Below are 17,686 nucleotides of genomic sequence, written 5' to 3'. Positions count from 1 at the left end.
GAAAGTATTGTATATAACCTCTTCGTTTAATCTTCTTTTCAAAAAAAAATACAAAACTCAAAATTTTAATTTTAACAGTTGAATGTTTACTACCAATTATAAACTAATATTTTCAGTTAATGGAATAAATATCAATTAATTAAAAAATAAAATTATTTCCTTATTAAGACAAAATATCTAACTGTTACTCATCAAATTGTTTTTTTATTTACTTGGATATCAATCATTATTTGTCATTATAAAATTAAAAAATGAGTGTATGTGAGTACAATTGAAAAAATAAATTTTAGAACAAGTAGTTAAAATTTCCTAAAAGTATTCTTTTTATACAATTTTTAATGCAATACTCGTTTATTAAGTATTAAATTGCGTAAAATTTTATATAAATGAACAAAATAAAGATACTTTGGGTTGATGATGAAATAGATCTTTTAAAGCCACACATACTATTTTTAGAAAAGAAAAACTATGAAGTAACAACTTGTAATAACGGACAAGATGCTATAGATTTATTTGAAGAAAACAATTATGATATTGTATTTTTAGACGAAAATATGCCTGGTTTAAGTGGTTTAGAAACTTTATCAGAAATAAAAGAAAAAAAATCTTCAATACCAGTAATAATGATTACTAAAAGTGAAGAAGAATATATTATGGAAGAAGCTATTGGTTCTAAAATAGCCGACTATTTAATAAAACCCGTAAATCCAAATCAAATTCTATTGAGTTTGAAGAAAAATCTAGACCATTCTAGATTAATTTCTGAAAAAACCTCTTTAGATTACCAAAAAGAGTTTCGTAAAATTGCTATGGATATGGCTATGGTACGTTCTTTTGAAGATTGGATAGAACTTTACAAAAGATTAGTTTATTGGGAAATGGAACTTGAAAATATTTCCGACCAAGGAATGGTTGAGATATTAGAAAGTCAGAAAACCGAAGCTAATGTTCAGTTTGGTAAATTCATTGAACGAAATTATGAAGATTGGTTTGATGAAAAAAGTGACAAGCCTATTCTATCTCATAAATTATTTGGAGAATTAGTTGCTCCAGAAATTAGAAAAAAAGATAAACCCATATTATTTATTGTAATTGATAATTTACGTTATGACCAATGGAAAGCTTTTGAAAACATTGTAAACAATCATTACAAGCTAGAAAAAGAGGTAAGCTACTATTCCATGCTTCCAACAGCAACACAATATGCTAGAAATGCCATTTTTTCTGGGTTAACTCCCTTAGAAATGGAAAAGAAATTCCCTCAATATTGGAAAAATGATATAGATGATGGAGGAAAGAACTTATATGAAGGAGAATTTTTAACCGAACAATTAAAGCGCTTAGGATTAAATATTAAACAAGAATATTATAAAATTACTAACTTTAAAGATGGTAAAAAATTAGCAGAAAACTTCAAAGGATTAAAAGGAAATGATTTAACAACCATAGTTTATAACTTTGTTGATATGCTTTCTCATGCAAAAACCGAAATGGAAGTAGTTAAAGAGTTAGCTTCAGATGACAAAGCATATCGTTCTTTAACAGTTAGCTGGTTTAAAAACTCTCCATTGTTAGACATGATTCAACAAGCACAAAAACAAGGATTTAGATTAATAATCACTACCGATCATGGAACTATAAATTGTAAAAATCCATCAAAAGTAATTGGTGATAAAAATACTAGTTTAAATTTACGATATAAAACTGGTAGAAGCTTAACGTATGAAGATAAAGATGTTTATGCTGTAAAAGACCCTAAAAAAATAGGACTTCCCACTTTAAATATGAGTAGTTCTTTCATATTTGCAAAAAACGATTTATTTCTGGCTTATGTTAACAACTTCAATCATTATGTAAGTTATTATCGTAACACCTATCAACACGGAGGTATTTCATTAGAAGAAATGATTATTCCTTTCTTAGTTTTGGAACCAAAATAAAATAGTTAAAAGTGACTGTCCGAAGAGTGAGGAAACTTGTCAATCTGTTCGCCTAGGCGAACAGATTGACAAAAAAATACTTTTTGGACAACCTCTTTTAATCATAACATCAATAAAACAAGTAAATAAAATATGATTATAAACTTTACTTTAGATGAAATTCAAAATGTAGTCAAACAAATACTCACTACACCTAGTTTAAAAAAAGTAATTACATTCCATGCACAAATGGGTGTTGGAAAAACCACCTTAATTAAAGAATTAGTAAAACAATTAGGTGTACAAGATAATTCTAGTAGTCCTACATTTTCATTAGTTAATGAATATGAAACAAATACAGGAGAAACTGTGTATCATTTCGATTTATACAGGTTAAATAGTGAAGAAGAAGCTTATGATATGGGTATCGACGAATATTTTTACTCAGGAAATTGGTGTCTTATAGAATGGCCAGAAAAAACACCAAATCTAATACCTATTGACCATGCAAGCATACAAATGAAATTAAACAAAGATGGTTCAAGAGAATTAATTTTAAAAAACTAAAAAGAAAGTAAAACACTTACAAATAGGGTAAAAAATAAATCTATTTTCTTTTTTCTAAATTCTATTTTCTAAAGTTTAAAATTATTCCTAAATTGGCTCAACTTTACAAAAAACAACATGTCAACTTTTAGTCCGTTTTCAAAAATGCAATTGCTTCCACAAGAAGAGAAATTGGAAATTACAAGGCACAAAAGCGAGTTATTCATTGGTATTCCAAAAGAAACTTCTTATCAAGAAAGACGCATTTGCCTCACTCCAGATGCTGTAAGTTCCATGACTTCACATGGACATCGAGTAATGATAGAAGCTGGAGCTGGAGAAAGTTCGAGTTATTCCGATAAAGATTACTCTGATGCTGGTGCAGAAATAACAAACGATACAAAAAAAGTACTCAGTTGTCCTATTATTCTAAAAGTAGAACCTGCTACATTACCAGAAATTGAAATGATGAATCCGCAAACGATAATCATTTCAGCAATTCAATTAAAAACACAACGAAAAGCTTATTTTGAAGCCTTAGCTACAAAAAGAATAACTGCATTAGCTTTCGAATTCATAAAAGACGAAGATGGCTCTTATCCTGCAGTAAAATCTTTATCAGAAATTGCTGGTATAGCATCTGTACATGTCGCTGCCGAATTAATGATTAATCAAAATATTGGTAAAGGACTTTTATTTGGAAATATAACAGGAGTTCCTCCTACAGAAGTAGTAATATTAGGAGCTGGAACTGTTGCTGAATATGCTGCAAGAACTGCATTAGGATTAGGTGCTAGCGTAAAAGTATTTGACAATTCTATTACCAAATTAAGACGATTACAAAACACCTTAAATCAACGCATCTTTACATCTACCATTCAAGAAAAATCGCTTTTAAAAGCTTTAAGACGTTGCGATGTTGCCATTGGAGCAATGCGTGGAAAAAACAGAACTCCTATTGTAGTAACAGAAACTATGGTAGAACACATGAAAAAAGGAGCAGTTATTGTCGATGTAAGTATCGATACAGGAGGTTGTTTTGAGACGTCTGAAGTTACTACACATGAAAAACCAACCTTTATAAAAAACAACGTTATTCATTATTGTGTACCAAATATACCATCACGTTATTCCAAAACAGCTTCGTTGTCGATTAGTAATATAATCACTCCATTTTTACTACAAATCGCAGAAGATGGAGGTATCGAAAGTGCTATTCGTTGCAATAGAGGCTTGAAAAATGGTATTTACTTTTACCATGGTTTATTAACCAACAAGTCAATTGCAGATTGGTTTAATTTAGAACATCGCGATATTAATTTAATTGTTTTCTAGGGCATTCCCTTTCGGTCGCGCTATCCATTCTATCTTTTATTTTGTTTAAAAACAAAATAAAAGGATGCCATTTCTATCGCTAATGCAGACCTAAAATACTATATTTGCAAAAAAAAATAAATGAAATTTAAATATAGATTAGCATACTATTTATTTGGACTCTTATTAGGATTATTTTTTGTAATCAAATTTTTAGGAGCAAAAGCTGAAGCAAAAGGTGTAGAATTTTGTTATTTACCCAATTGTCGTGTTTTAAAAGAACTTCGCAATAAATCATTAGATTTCTCACCAGAAGCAAAAGCAACTTTAGAAGAAAATTGGATCAATTTAGACGATATTAGAGCCTCTTTAAAACATGGAGATATAGATTTTTCAAAAAGTAATCAGGCATATAAAAATGGTAAAATTTACGTCATAGAAGGCAAAACAACTCAAAATGAAGAAATTAACATTACTATGATTAATTACTCATCAAAAGTAGTCTTAGAAAAGATAGAAAAAAAATAATATTTTTTTCAAAAACACTTGCAGATACAAATAAACCTTGTATATTTGCACTCGCAATACAGGAATAACGGTTGTGATTTATTGGGGCGATTAGCTCAGCTGGTTCAGAGCACCTCGTTTACACCGAGGGGGTCGGGGGTTCGAACCCCTCATCGCCCACAAAATTAAATCCTACAGAAATGTAGGATTTTTTGTTTATACTCATTTTTTATATAACTTACAATTTATATTCTACATTAGTGAAACTAAAAATAAATTTTATATCAGTTCTACAACAGATATAAAAGGTAAGAATAATCACACTATCAAAAATCTAATTGCTTTACAAAAAATACCAATGATTAATTAGTTTATCGGAAGTATGTGAAACTAAAATCGATGTATTAAACTGAGAAAAACAAAAGTAGAATTAAAATTGAAATGTAAATTTTTTCATTTATATCTTTATTCTATACAATACACAGTTTACATACCTATAGAAAAATTATACACAAAAGTAATTAAGCAAGATTTGTTTTTAAAATGGCATACATTTTGATTAATGAAAATTTAATGAATATTCATTAATCAAACATTTTAAAAACATGAAAAACAAATTTACTTTATTTTTAATTTTTATTTTAATAAAAGTTAATTCACAAATCATTCTTAGTGAGAATTTTGATAATTTTGGCAATCTTGGAACAAGTGGTTGGACCATAAACAATTCAAGTGAACCTGTTGGTACAAGTTCTTGGGGAACTACAACTGCTTTTTCACCCTACAATGGTTCTACTGGTTCATTTGCAGCAGTAAATTATCAATCAACTGGAAGTATTGGAACAATTAGTAATTGGCTAATTACTCCTTCTATAAATTTAAAAAATGGCGATATAATAAGTTTTTATTCAAGGTCTCATCATGGAACTTGGCCTGATAGATTAGAGTTAAGAATAAGTTTGAATGGTCCAACATCTGCACTTCCTACTTCATCAAGTAGTTCTGTTGGAGACTTTACCACTTTAGCTTTAACAATAAATCCGAATTTAATTGCTAGTGGTTATCCTAATACTTGGACAAATTATACTTACACCATTAATGGGCTTTCACAGCCTACAGATTGTAGAGTCGCATTCAGATATTATGTAACAGATGCTGGTGCTAATGCTTCAAATGGTGATATGATAGGCATAGATGCTTTAAATATTACAACTGATACCTTAGCAAATATCCTATTTGAAACCCAAGAAATCACTATTTCACCTAATCCTACAACGGATTTTATAACTATTAACAATTTTGATTCCAATATGAATTTTGAATTCTATGACTTACTTGGAAAAAAACTAACACCAAATAAAGTTAGTGAGAACAAGTTTGATGTATCCCTATTATTAAAAGGTACTTATATTATAAAAATCACTTATAATGACCAAACAGAAATTCAAAAATTTATAAAACAATAAAAAAATAGAAAAGTAGAATTAAAATTGAAGAGTTAATCAGAAAATCTAATTCTTGCTCAACTGATGCATAATCTTCCAATTTCATAAGAAATGGTTAGAGATTAGAAACTCTATCTGACGCATCATAACTAACAAAAATTAAATCCTACAAAAATGTAGGATTTTTTTGTTTTATATTACTTTCTCCCTCTTAATTATCATGAATCTTTTTAATATATTTGAATTTATTAAAAAACTAAGTAATAAAAAATGCTAGGAAATTGGTTAGGTTATTATAAATTCAAAGATGAAAAAATACAAGAATTAATTGGTTTTGAGCATACACTCTTCACAATAATTATTACAGACTTTGATGGTATACATTTTAAAGGGACAGTTAAAGATGATACAGCAACTGGTGGTATGGAAGAAACAGGAATTATTATAGGAAAGAAAATAAAAAATACTATCACTTTTAAAAAGTTGATGCCAGTCACTTATCAGTTAACTAATTTAAAAGGAGAGCGAAAAAGAATAAATAAAAAGCATCCTACATTATACTATTCTGGAATTGTCAATAATGAACATACTCAAATTTCAGGTAAATGGAAATTCAATTATAAAGTTACCTTTTTATTTGGAATCATCCCTATTATTTATAGACCAGGAAATGGAACTTGGAAAATGAGTTTAACATGAATAACCTAAAATCAATCACTATTTATATTATTCTTTTTATAGTTCTAACACTTGGAATTACATTTGTTATTATTTTAAAAAATAATCAACAAAAAGAATTAAATTGTGCAACTCCAGAACCAATACAATTTTGTGGTACAGGTGCAAATTCATCAGAAGGAGCAATTAAAGGTAAACACTTATTTAATAGTAATTGTGCGGCTTGTCATTCCTTAGATAAAAATTTTACTGGTCCAGCTTTAAGAAACATAGATTCTTTACAATTCATTAATTGGCTTAGCCAAAAGTATGAAAAACTAGATACTACAAAAATGAGTGAATTTAAAATAGACTATCATAAAATAACTTGGAACAATAAACTTTCTATAATGGAAATTAATCAATTGATTGAATATTGCAAAAATTAAACTATTAAATATAATTTCACAAAATCAATGAGAAAAGAATTAAAACATGATTACCTTTCCTTTTTAAGATTTATAATATTCATTATCATAATATTAGTAGGTATAAATATTTTAAATTCATTTGATTTTTTTAAAAATCAAGAAGAAAAAAGTTTACAATTAAATCAAGAATTAATTGATTATAATAATAATTTAATTAAAGAATATAAAATCGATTTAACTAATAATGAAAAACTGAAAGAAAAGAAATATGATTTAAACTTCAAAAATTCCGTTTTAAAAGCAGAATCGTCAAATATGAGTTTAGCAAGAAATAATTTTTATCTTTATATAGCATCATTCATCCTTATAATTCTATTTAAATCAATTCAACTCTTAGAAAATAGAATAAATAAACTTAAAACTGAGATTGAAAACAACTCCTAAATCAATTTTATAACACAACTTCACTCCTATTTTATATCTAAAAAAGTTATAATTAATTATCTTTGAAACTATTCAATATCTATTTAATTTTTCTTTAATGATAAAAAATATAGTCAAAGTAATCTTACTAACTACCTTTTTAAGCAATGCACAAAATGTTGCAAAACCAACTGATTTAGTAGAATGGATTAATCCTCTAATGGGAACTGATAGTAGTCATGAATTAAGTAATGGAAACACCTACCCTTCTATTGCGCTCCCTTGGGGAATGAACGCTTGGACACCTCAAACAGGAAATAATGGAAACGGATGGCAATATACTTATGATGCCAAAAAGATAAGAGGATTTAAACAAACCCATCAACCATCACCTTGGATGAATGATTATGGACAATTTTCTTTGATGCCAATTGTTGGGAAAGAAACTGTTGACGAGGAAGAACGTGCCAGTTGGTTTAGTCATAAATCTGAAACCGTAAAGCCTTATTATTATAGCGTGTATTTAGCAGATTATGATGTAACTACCGAAATGACACCTACAGAAAGAGCCGCATCTTTTCGTTTTACTTTCCCAAAAACTGATAATGCATATATTGTTATTGATGCCTTTGATAGAGGTTCTTATATAAAAATTATTCCTTCTGAAAATAAAATTATTGGATACAGTTCTCGTTATGCGCGAGGAAAATTAAATAATTTTAAAAACTACTTTGTAATTGTTTTTGACAAATCGTTTGATGTAAGTTCTGTATGGAGTGATAAAACTAAAATGAATGTTTCTGAACTTTCTGGCTCTCATATTTCTGGCTTACTTCATTTTAAAAACTTAAAAAAAGGAGAGCAGGTAAATGCCAAAGTGGCTTCTTCTTTCATCAGTTTTGAACAAGCAGAAATCAATTTAAAAGAAATAGGCACTGATAATTTTGATACAGTAAAACAAAAAGCGAAGAATACTTGGAACAAAACACTTGAAAGAATCCAAGTTGAAGGTGGTTCAATAGATCAAGTTCGCACCTTCTACTCTACCCTATATCGCACTTTATTTTTCCCAATGAAAATGTATGAAATAGATGCTTCAGGTGCTATAATACATTACAGTCCTTATACTGGAAAAATAATGCCAGGCTATCGATTTGCTGGTACTGGCTTTTGGGACACTTTCAGAGCCTTATATCCTTTTTTAAATTTAATGTATCCTTCTATCAATAAAGAAATGCAAGAAGGACTAATTAATGATTATAAAGAAGGTGGTTGGCTACCTGAATGGAGCAGTCCCTCGTATAGTGATATTATGATAGGTAATAATTCTGCTTCTGTTGTTGCAGATGCTTATGTAAAGGGAATTAGAGGTTATGATATAGAAAAACTATATGAAGCTTTATTACATGGAGCAAACAATGAAGGACCACAAGCTACTGGTAGAAAAGGCGTAGAATATTACAACAAATTAGGTTATGTTCCTTATGATGTGGATGTAAACGAAAATGCTGCTCGAACATTAGAATATGCTTATGATGATTTTGCAATTAGTCGTTTAGCCAAATTATTAAACAGACCGCAAGAAGAAATAGATTTATACGAAAAAAGAAGTTTAAATTACAAATATCTTTTTGATCCAGAAACCAAACTCATGAGAGGTAAAAATAAAAATGGTAGCTTTCAGAAACCATTTAATCCTTTAAAATGGGGAGATGCTTTTACAGAAGGGAATAGTTGGCACTACACCTGGAGTGTTTTTCATGATATAGAAGGATTATCACAATTAATGGGTGGACACAAACAATTTGTTACTATGCTAGATTCTGTTTTTAAAATGCCTCCAGTATTTGATGATAGTTATTATGGAAGCACCATTCATGAAATTCGCGAAATGCAAATTGCCAATATGGGTCAGTATGCACATGGCAATCAGCCCATCCAACACATGATTTACTTATACAATTATGCGGGCGAACCTTGGAAAACACAATATTGGGTAAGAGAAGTTATGGAACGCATGTACAAACCAACACCCGATGGTTATTGTGGAGATGAAGATAATGGTCAAACATCAGCTTGGTATGTTTTTTCTGCCTTTGGTTTCTATCCTGTTTGTCCAGCAACCAATCAATATGTATTAGGAACACCTTTATTCAAAAAAATAACCCTAAACTTAGAAAACGGAAAACAATTTGTCATTAACGCACCTAATAACAGTGATGAGAACAAATATGTTGAAAAAGTAAAATTAAACGGTAAAGAGCACAAAAAGAACTGGATAAGTCACGAAGACATAATAAATGGTGGCTCATTCAATTTTATAATGAATAACATTCCTAATAAAAAAAGAGGAACAACAGAGGATTCTTTCCCTTTTTCATTATCTACAAATAAATAAAACATGAAAACATTATTTTCCACATTAGTTTGTTTTTTTTCACTTTCATTTTTTGCACAAAAATCAGATCAAAATTTAAAACAATACGTAAAACCAATAATTGGTACACAACGCATGGGACATGTTTATCCTGGAGCTACAGCACCATTTGGTATGGTACAATTAAGTCCAGATACAGATACTATTCCCTATTCTGTAAACGGAAAATACAACCCAGATGTGTATAAATATTGTGCTGGTTATCAATATGACGATAAAACTATTGTTGGTTTCAGCCATACTCATTTTAGTGGAACAGGGCATTCCGATTTAGGTGATTTTTTAATCATGCCAACAACTGGAAAATTACAATTAAATCCAGGAACCGCAGATAAACCTGAAAATGGATTTCGATCTGCATTTTCACATGCTAATGAAACTGCACAAGCAGGTTATTATAAAGTAAAATTAGATGATAATAACATTATTGCTGAACTTACTGCAACCACAAGAGTTGGAATGCATCAATATACTTTTCCAAAATCTGATGAAGCACACATCATTTTAGATTTAATGGCAGGCATTTATAATTATGATGAAAAAAATGTTTGGACTTATGTTCGAGTAGTAAATGACACCTTAGTTACTGGATATAAACAAACTAGTGGTTGGGCAAGAACAAGAACAGTATATTTTGCGATGAGCTTTTCAAAACCATTTAAAAATTACGGACAGAAAAATTTTGATGAAAAACAAGTCTATCGTGGTTTTTGGAGAAAATTCAATCAAGAAGATAACTTTCCAGAAATTGCTGGTAAAAAAATTAGAATGTACTTCGATTTTGATACCGAAGAAAATGAAAAAGTAAAAATAAAATTTTCATTATCTCCTGTTAGCCAAAAAAATGCAATTGCAAATATGAAATCAGAAATTTCACATTGGGATTTTGAAAAAGTAAAAGAACAAACACAAGAAAATTGGAACAAAGAATTAAATAAAATTCAGGTAGAAGCTACATTAGAGGATAAAATCAATTTTTATACTGCTATGTATCATACTTTCATTACTCCAACAGTTTATGAAGATATAAATGGTGAATACAAAGGCTTAGACCAAGATATACATCAAGCTGATGGTTTTACAAATTATACCACCTTTTCACTTTGGGATACTTATAGAACTTTACATCCTTTATTTAATTTGGTTCAAACCAAACGAAATGCCGATATGGTGCAATCAATGATAGAACATTATAACCAAAGTAGTTTGCAAATGTTACCCATTTGGAGTCATTATGCAAATGATAATTGGTGCATGAGTGGTTATCATAGCGTTTCAGTAATTGCAGATGCCATCCTAAAAGGAACTTACAAAGGTGATTTTAATAAAGCTTTAGAAGCTTGTGTTACAACTGCTAGAAAGCGTAATTATGAAGGCATTGGAGAATATATAGACAAAGGATATATTCCTGCTGAAAAAAGTGGTATTTCTGTATCCAATACGCTAGAATATGCTTATGACGATTGGGCAATTGCACAACTAGCCAAAAAACTAAATAGAAAAGATATTTATGAGGAGTTTATAAATCGTTCTAACAATTGGAAAAACAATTACAACAAAGCATCTGGTTTTATGGAACCAAAATTAGCCAACGGAACATTCAAACCTAATTTTGACGCTTACAGCACACACGGACAAGGTTTTATTGAAGGTAATAGCTGGAATTATAGCTTTTTTGTACCTCACAACCCTACTGCTTTGGTTGAAATAATGGGAGGCAAAAAACAATTTGCAAAAAAGCTAGATACTTTGTTTAACATGCATTTATCTGATGATTTCTTTGCTGAAACCGAAGACATTACAAGAGATGGCATTATAGGTGGTTATGTTCATGGCAATGAACCTGCTCATCATGTGGCTTATTTATACAATTGGGCAGACCAACCTTGGAAAACGCAAGAAAAAGTGAGGCAGATTTTAAAAATGCAATACAAACCTACTCCAGACGGATTAGGAGGAAATGACGATTGCGGACAAATGAGTGCTTGGTATCTTTTTAGTGCCATGGGCTTCTACCCTGTTGCACCAGCTTCTGAAGAATATGCAATTGGAAGTCCGTTAGTAAACAATGCGGTAATTCATTTAGAAAATGGAAAAACCTTTACTATTGAAACCCAAAATCAAGGCGATAAAAATGTCTATGTAAAGAGCATTCTTTTAAACGGCAAACCTCTAAAACGCTATTTTATCACACACGATGAAATTATAAAGGGAGGAAAAATCGTTTTTGTAATGAGTGCTAAGAAATAAACAATATTTATCCTACTATTAAAAAGCTTAACAGAATAATTATTTGTTAAGCTTTTTTTAAGCAAATTTTTAAACTTCATAAAAGGATTAAACTTAGCATCTAAATGGTTCAACAAACTAATTTAACTAACATATAAAAAACATAAAAATAACTATTGCAAGGGTAAAATTGATAGTTTAGATTTGTGAAAGAAATAGATTAAAGAAAACACATATTACAACCCAATTATGACAACTTTATGCTACTATAAACAAGTTGTAAACTAGGTCTAAGAAATCCGATACGACAAAAATAAAAAACAATGAAAAATGATATTGCTAAGCATATTTGAGACATCTCTACCCTTGACAAATCCTGTATTGAAATTCCTTTTAATATTGGTCATTATTTTGTTTGCACCCATCATTCTAAACAAAATAAAAATCCCTCATCTTCTTGGATTAATTATAGCTGGTGCAGTAATTGGACCAAACGGAATTAATCTAATGGAAAGAGATAGTAGTATCATCCTTTCAGGAACAGCAGGACTTTTATACATTATGTTCCTTGCTGGTTTAGAAATTGACTTAGGCGACTTTAAAAAGAACAGTAAAAAAAGTTTAGTATTTGGCTTGTGTACTTTCATTATTCCTATGATTTTAGGAATGTTAGCAGGGCTTTATTTACTTGAATTTTCATTACCTACTTCAGTTTTATTGGCGAGTATGTTTGCGTCTCATACATTGATAGCTTACCCATTAATTAGTAAAATGGGAGTAGCAAAAAACAAAGCCGTAAATATCACAGTAGGTGGAACAATGATAACAGATACATTAGCCCTATTGGTTCTTGCAATAATTGTTGGGATGACTACAGGAGAAGTTAACACCGCTTTTTGGATAAGGTTATCTATTTCTATTATTGTTTTTGGTTTGATTGTTATGCTACTTTTCCCAATCATAGGACGTTGGTTTTTCAAACAATTTGACGACAATGTTTCCCAATATATTTTTGTTTTGGTTATGGTTTTTCTAGGTGCTGTTCTTGCAGAAATGGCAGGAATTGAAGCAATTATTGGAGCGTTCTTATCAGGCTTAGCACTTAACCGATTAATTCCTCATACATCACCTTTAATGAATCGAATTGAGTTTGTTGGAAATGCTATTTTTATTCCGTTTTTTCTTATTGGTGTGGGAATGTTAATAGACTACCGTGCCTTTTTTAAAGATTTAGAAACAATTAAAGTAGCCTCAATAATGATTGTTGTGGCAACTACTGCTAAATTCCTAGCAGCTTGGATAACTCAAAAAATTTATAAATTTTCTGCCGACGAAAGAAGATTAATATTTGGATTAAGTAATGCCCAAGCAGCTGCAACTTTAGCAGCAGTTTTAGTGGGTTATAACATTATTATTGGAAAAACAGAAACAGGAGAACCCATACGTTTATTAAGTGAAAGCATCTTAAACGGAACTATATTGATGATCCTTTTCACTTGCACCATTGCTTCGTTTGTTGCTCAAAAAGGAGCTAAAAATATTGCACTTTTAGAAAACACAGATACAACGGAAGATAATGAAGAAAACCAAGAAAAAATTTTAATTCCAATCAGTAATATTGAAACAACAGATGAGCTGATAAATCTAGGAGTGACTATTAAATCTAAGAAAAATAAAGACGGTTTGTATGCGCTAAGTATTGTTGACAATAATACCATTCACAGCTCGGCTGACAAACAAGCCAAAAAAATCTTAAGTAAAGCTGCCATTACAGCTTCGGCAACAGACAATTTATTGCACGAATTACTTCGTTATGACCTTAATATAGTAAACGGAATTACAAGTGTAGCTAAAGAACACAAAATCACAGATTTAATATTAGGACTACATGTAAATAAAGGAATTTCCGACTCTTTTTTAGGAAATCTTACAGAAGGAATTTTAACAAAATGCAATACAACAACATTAATTTATAAACCTGCGCAACCCTTTGGGACAATCAAAAGGCATATTATTATCGTTCCTGAAAATGCAGAAAAAGAAATGGGCTTTCCGTTTTGGCTTATAAAAGTATGGAACATAGCAAGAAATTCTGGTGCAAAACTATTGTTTTATGCAACAAAAGAGACACTAAAATTTATACAAGATATTCAATTAAAACATCCAATAGAATGTGAATTTGAAGATTTTAATGATTGGGACGACTTTTTAATTCTGGCAAGAAACTTTCACAAAGACGACAATTTAATAATTGTTCTAAGCAGAAAAGACAAACTTTCTTATCACAGTAACATGACAAAAATACCTTTGTATCTAAATAAATACTTTAAAAACACCAGTTACATTTTAATATACCCAATGCAAGCTGGAGTAATAGACACCTCCAAAATTGACTTGAAAAACCCAACATTTATGGAACCGCTTGAAAAATTGGACGAAATTGGAAAAACGATTGCAAAACTATTCAAACGAAAATAAAACAAAAATACTCCTGAAATGGAGTAATTACATATTCCACTAGAAGATATTTTTTTAAGAACATTCTTAATTATAAATGGTGTCCTACTTTTTTGCAAGAAGAAACTTCTTAAAATATTTTTATCCTTCTATGGTTTCCCGTAAACTTTTTTAAAACTTCTCTCCTACTTTTTACAAAAACATGTAAACAGGTAAAAATACCTATTGCAAGTGTAAAATGGAAAGGTTAGATTTGTAATATATAATCATATATATACTAAACAATTTATGATTATATCAGACATAAAATAGAGTTATCTATAACCAAAAATGAACATTGAACAAAAAAATATTGTTGTTTCCTACCAAGAAAATACTTGGTCGAGAATTTCGACTGAAATTACTGTTCAAGAAACTCTTCAAATCATTGGTTCTGACAAGTTGAAAACAATAGTCGAAAACTTACGAAATGAATTAAAAAAAGGAAACAAAGAATATTACGATAATAACAAAAAAAAATTACCTGCTGTAACATTTTCAGCCACATTTGACAAAAACAGAAAAAAAGAAAATTTAAAATTATACACGTCTCTTTTAGTTATTGATATTGATAAACTATCTGACGATGAAATGAAAAGGATAAATGAAATTCTCAAAAAAGATAAATATGTTTTTTCTTTTTGGCGTTCACCATCGAATAAAGGTTTCAAAGGATTAATCTGTATAAATTACAATAAACCTTTAAAAAATGAATTTGTTGATTTTCAACATAAGGTAGCGTTTAAAACCATTTCAGATTATTTTTTAAAAGAATATCAAATTGAATTAGATTCAAGCGGAAGTGATATTACACGACTTTGTTTTTTATCATTTGATGACGGAATTGTAATTAAAGATATTTTTAGTGAATTTGAAATAGAGATTTCAGATTTTGAAAAAACTACAACTTCAAATTCAGAGAAGAAAATTGTTCAAAAATTCAGCAGTAACAAAGATGCCTTATATAACTCGCAAGATAGAAACAATCCGTATGACAGAAAATTAATGAGTAATATTATTAGATTTTTAAATAATAGAAATTGTTCAATCACAGATAGTTATGAGGATTGGTGTAAAGTAGCAATGGCAATTGCAAATACTTTTACATTTGACGTTGGCAAAAACTATTTCATAAAATTAAGTAAAAGAGATTCAGCTAAATTTAACGAAACAAATTGTGAAAACTTTTTATCGAACTGTTATGAAAACCGAAAAGGGGAAGTAGCTTTTGCATCAATAGTTTATTTAGCTAACAAAAAAGGTTATAAAACTAAATATCAAAAAAATGGAGTACCGAAGGTGGAGAACTTTTAGTTCCGAGCGAATATCACTCTCAACAACGATAAGGCTTCGTCAGAGAGCTTAAAAGAAGCCATTGGCAATATGTCAGTATCTTTGTCAATACGTGCTTTATGTACGGTATACAGGGACTCCATTTTTATTTAAAATTTATGAAAGAATTTGATACTTATTTTAATGAAAACGAAATTTTAAGACAACTCTGTAAAATTCGCGTCAAAATTGCCAAAACCAGAAACAAAAGACATCTACTTCATTTATTAACATCTGACACAAATTATAATTACCATATTGATACAGGAAAAACAAATCCAAATGAATTTGAGAATTATCAAAATCAAATATTAGAAACCTTAAAAGAAATTCTTCCACCGAGAAGAAAATGGGTAAAAATCGGAGAACATTCAAGAGTTAAAAATAGAGATACTAATGAATTTTTAACATCAAATGATAAAAATTTCTATTCATTACTAAAGACAATTAAAAAACATAAAAAAAATAATTCTACAGATACTTGGTTTATTAATCTTCAAGAATTTGTAAAAAAAATACAGGAATCTGCGTTATCCAAAGAATATTCTGTTTCAGAACCGATAATTTTCCCTAAACTCAAAAAACCACTCAAGAAAATATTTAATGACAAAGATGATAAGAATGACTGTCGTCCTTTATCGATGTACCCTTTAGATGACAGGATAATTTTAAGTCTTACAAATAAATTTTTAACTAATCTTCTAGACAAAAAATTTAAAGATTCATCGTATGCATTTCGTTCAAAGAAAGTAAACGGAAAAACAGTTTCTCATCATAACTGTATTCAAGATATTCTTAAATACAAAAAAAGCACTTCGTTAGAAGAACTTTTTGTTGTTGAATGCGATATGAGAAGTTTTTATGACACGGTTAATCATAAAATCGTTTTGGAAATTTTCCAAAATTTAATAGTTGAAATCAAAGAGGAAAATCCAACTATTAATTTAGTGCAGCCTATTCATATTTTTAAAAGTTTTCTAAATTCATACGCTTTTAATATTAATGTGAAAAATGTAGATAAGGAAGCTTATTGGACTTCGTATTCTATAAAACGAGGTTGTTTCCCTTGGGTTGATAATGAATTAAATAAACATTATGCAAGTATTTCCAATGAAAGAATTGGAGTGCCACAAGGTGGTGCCCTATCTGGATTAATAGCTAATATTTATTTAAACATCGTTGACCATAAATTGGAACAATTAGATGTTTTATACATTAGGTTTTGTGATGATATGATAATTATTCACGAGAATTTTGACAAATGCGTTGAAGCGAAAAAGCTATATGTTGATTCTTTGAATAAATTAAAACTATTTCCTCACCCATTTAAAAAACCAGAAGAAATATTTAAACAGAATGCTACAAGTATTTCTTATAAACCATTTTGGCAAGGAAAATCTAAAGGTCCTTACAAATGGTCGAATTTAATTAAACCGCATAATTACCCTTGGATAGCATTTGTAGGTTATGAAATAAATTTCAACTGTGATACGAGAGTCAGAAAACGTTCATTTCTTAAAGAACAAACTAAACAAAAAATAATTACTAACGAGATTACTAAAGCCATAGAAAACTATCAAAGATGTGAAAAAGGAACAGCAATAGAATCAGCCATTAATCGCCTAATTGGCATGTCAGTCGGTCGAATTGGTTTAGACAATTTTAGTGAAGTATCAACTGATATGTGTTGGAAAAATGGATTTCAGGAATTAGAGTTAAATAAATTCTCTAAAATTCAAATTAAACAATTAGATAGAAACAGAAATGCACTTTATTACAATCTTTTTAAAAAAATAAAAAAACTTGAACGAGATGAGAGTAAGAACGCGGAAAGAGATGATGAAAATAGACAGCATAAAAAATACGACAAGCCATTTAGTTATTATTATCAAATTTTAGAAAGAAAAAAAGATAACAACTAACACCCCTCTGGTGCTCGTTTGCAACGAG

Annotated in this window: 12 protein-coding genes, 1 tRNA gene and 1 pseudogene; all 14 read left to right on the top strand. The window is 29.5% G+C overall.

Annotated features, from left to right (window positions below):
• The first annotated feature begins 386 nt into the window (after window positions 1–386).
• The 14 genes and pseudogenes from porX (at window position 387) to ACULEV_RS07450 (ending at window position 17,658) form a co-directional block, all read left to right on the top strand.
• Window positions 387–1,940 (top strand): T9SS response regulator signal transducer PorX, encoded by a 1,554-nt coding sequence (porX, locus tag ACULEV_RS07515; RefSeq protein WP_445458051.1) that lies wholly within the window; start codon window positions 387–389, stop codon window positions 1,938–1,940.
• 132 nt (window positions 1,941–2,072) lie between these two features.
• Window positions 2,073–2,486 carry a tRNA (adenosine(37)-N6)-threonylcarbamoyltransferase complex ATPase subunit type 1 TsaE gene (tsaE, locus tag ACULEV_RS07510; protein ID WP_445458050.1) on the top strand — a complete coding sequence of 138 codons (414 nt, stop codon included), beginning with the start codon at window positions 2,073–2,075 and terminating at the stop codon, window positions 2,484–2,486.
• A gap of 117 nt (window positions 2,487–2,603) precedes the next feature.
• A complete protein-coding gene (locus ACULEV_RS07505; RefSeq protein ID WP_445458049.1) occupies window positions 2,604–3,800 on the top strand; it encodes an alanine dehydrogenase in 1,197 nt (398 codons plus the stop codon).
• Between the two features lie 120 nt (window positions 3,801–3,920).
• Entirely contained in the window at window positions 3,921–4,307 is a 387-nt protein-coding gene (locus ACULEV_RS07500) for a DUF4258 domain-containing protein (protein ID WP_445458048.1), read from the top strand.
• Between the two features lie 84 nt (window positions 4,308–4,391).
• Window positions 4,392–4,466: transfer RNA gene (locus ACULEV_RS07495), tRNA-Val, on the top strand.
• A gap of 425 nt (window positions 4,467–4,891) precedes the next feature.
• Window positions 4,892–5,752 (top strand): choice-of-anchor J domain-containing protein, encoded by an 861-nt coding sequence (locus ACULEV_RS07490; RefSeq protein ID WP_445458047.1) that lies wholly within the window; start codon window positions 4,892–4,894, stop codon window positions 5,750–5,752.
• 249 nt (window positions 5,753–6,001) lie between these two features.
• A complete protein-coding gene (locus ACULEV_RS07485) occupies window positions 6,002–6,430 on the top strand; it encodes a hypothetical protein (RefSeq protein ID WP_445458046.1) in 429 nt (142 codons plus the stop codon).
• Between the two features lie 152 nt (window positions 6,431–6,582).
• Window positions 6,583–6,837, top strand: a pseudogene (locus ACULEV_RS07480) (c-type cytochrome); the annotation flags it as partial.
• Window positions 6,838–6,864: 27 nt separating this feature from the next.
• Window positions 6,865–7,263, top strand: a complete 399-nt coding sequence (locus ACULEV_RS07475; protein ID WP_445458045.1) for a hypothetical protein — start codon at window positions 6,865–6,867, stop codon at window positions 7,261–7,263.
• A gap of 97 nt (window positions 7,264–7,360) precedes the next feature.
• Window positions 7,361–9,640 (top strand): GH92 family glycosyl hydrolase, encoded by a 2,280-nt coding sequence (locus ACULEV_RS07470; protein WP_445458044.1) that lies wholly within the window; start codon window positions 7,361–7,363, stop codon window positions 9,638–9,640.
• 3 nt (window positions 9,641–9,643) lie between these two features.
• Window positions 9,644–11,929 carry a GH92 family glycosyl hydrolase gene (locus ACULEV_RS07465; protein WP_445458043.1) on the top strand — a complete coding sequence of 762 codons (2,286 nt, stop codon included), beginning with the start codon at window positions 9,644–9,646 and terminating at the stop codon, window positions 11,927–11,929.
• Between the two features lie 309 nt (window positions 11,930–12,238).
• Window positions 12,239–14,386, top strand: a complete 2,148-nt coding sequence (locus ACULEV_RS07460; RefSeq protein WP_445458042.1) for a cation:proton antiporter domain-containing protein — start codon at window positions 12,239–12,241, stop codon at window positions 14,384–14,386.
• Window positions 14,387–14,695: 309 nt separating this feature from the next.
• A complete protein-coding gene (locus ACULEV_RS07455; RefSeq protein ID WP_445458041.1) occupies window positions 14,696–15,718 on the top strand; it encodes a BT4734/BF3469 family protein in 1,023 nt (340 codons plus the stop codon).
• Between the two features lie 137 nt (window positions 15,719–15,855).
• Complete coding sequence (locus ACULEV_RS07450) at window positions 15,856–17,658, top strand: reverse transcriptase domain-containing protein (RefSeq protein WP_445458040.1); 1,803 nt, start codon at window positions 15,856–15,858, stop codon at window positions 17,656–17,658.
• The last annotated feature ends 28 nt before the right edge of the window (window positions 17,659–17,686 follow it).

The organism is Flavobacterium sp. HNIBRBA15423 (assembly GCF_052655965.1).
This window is presented reverse-complemented; position numbering and strand designations above follow the sequence as displayed.

Coding starts and splice junctions, on each gene's coding strand:
- ACULEV_RS07455 (WP_445458041.1), top strand. CDS start 14,696: ATGAACATTGAACAAAAAAATATTGTTGTTTCCTACCAAGAAAATACT.
- tsaE (WP_445458050.1), top strand. CDS start 2,073: ATGATTATAAACTTTACTTTAGATGAAATTCAAAATGTAGTCAAACAA.
- ACULEV_RS07485 (WP_445458046.1), top strand. CDS start 6,002: ATGCTAGGAAATTGGTTAGGTTATTATAAATTCAAAGATGAAAAAATA.
- ACULEV_RS07475 (WP_445458045.1), top strand. CDS start 6,865: ATGAGAAAAGAATTAAAACATGATTACCTTTCCTTTTTAAGATTTATA.
- ACULEV_RS07505 (WP_445458049.1), top strand. CDS start 2,604: ATGTCAACTTTTAGTCCGTTTTCAAAAATGCAATTGCTTCCACAAGAA.
- ACULEV_RS07500 (WP_445458048.1), top strand. CDS start 3,921: ATGAAATTTAAATATAGATTAGCATACTATTTATTTGGACTCTTATTA.
- porX (WP_445458051.1), top strand. CDS start 387: ATGAACAAAATAAAGATACTTTGGGTTGATGATGAAATAGATCTTTTA.
- ACULEV_RS07465 (WP_445458043.1), top strand. CDS start 9,644: ATGAAAACATTATTTTCCACATTAGTTTGTTTTTTTTCACTTTCATTT.
- ACULEV_RS07460 (WP_445458042.1), top strand. CDS start 12,239: ATGATATTGCTAAGCATATTTGAGACATCTCTACCCTTGACAAATCCT.
- ACULEV_RS07470 (WP_445458044.1), top strand. CDS start 7,361: ATGATAAAAAATATAGTCAAAGTAATCTTACTAACTACCTTTTTAAGC.
- ACULEV_RS07450 (WP_445458040.1), top strand. CDS start 15,856: ATGAAAGAATTTGATACTTATTTTAATGAAAACGAAATTTTAAGACAA.
- ACULEV_RS07490 (WP_445458047.1), top strand. CDS start 4,892: ATGAAAAACAAATTTACTTTATTTTTAATTTTTATTTTAATAAAAGTT.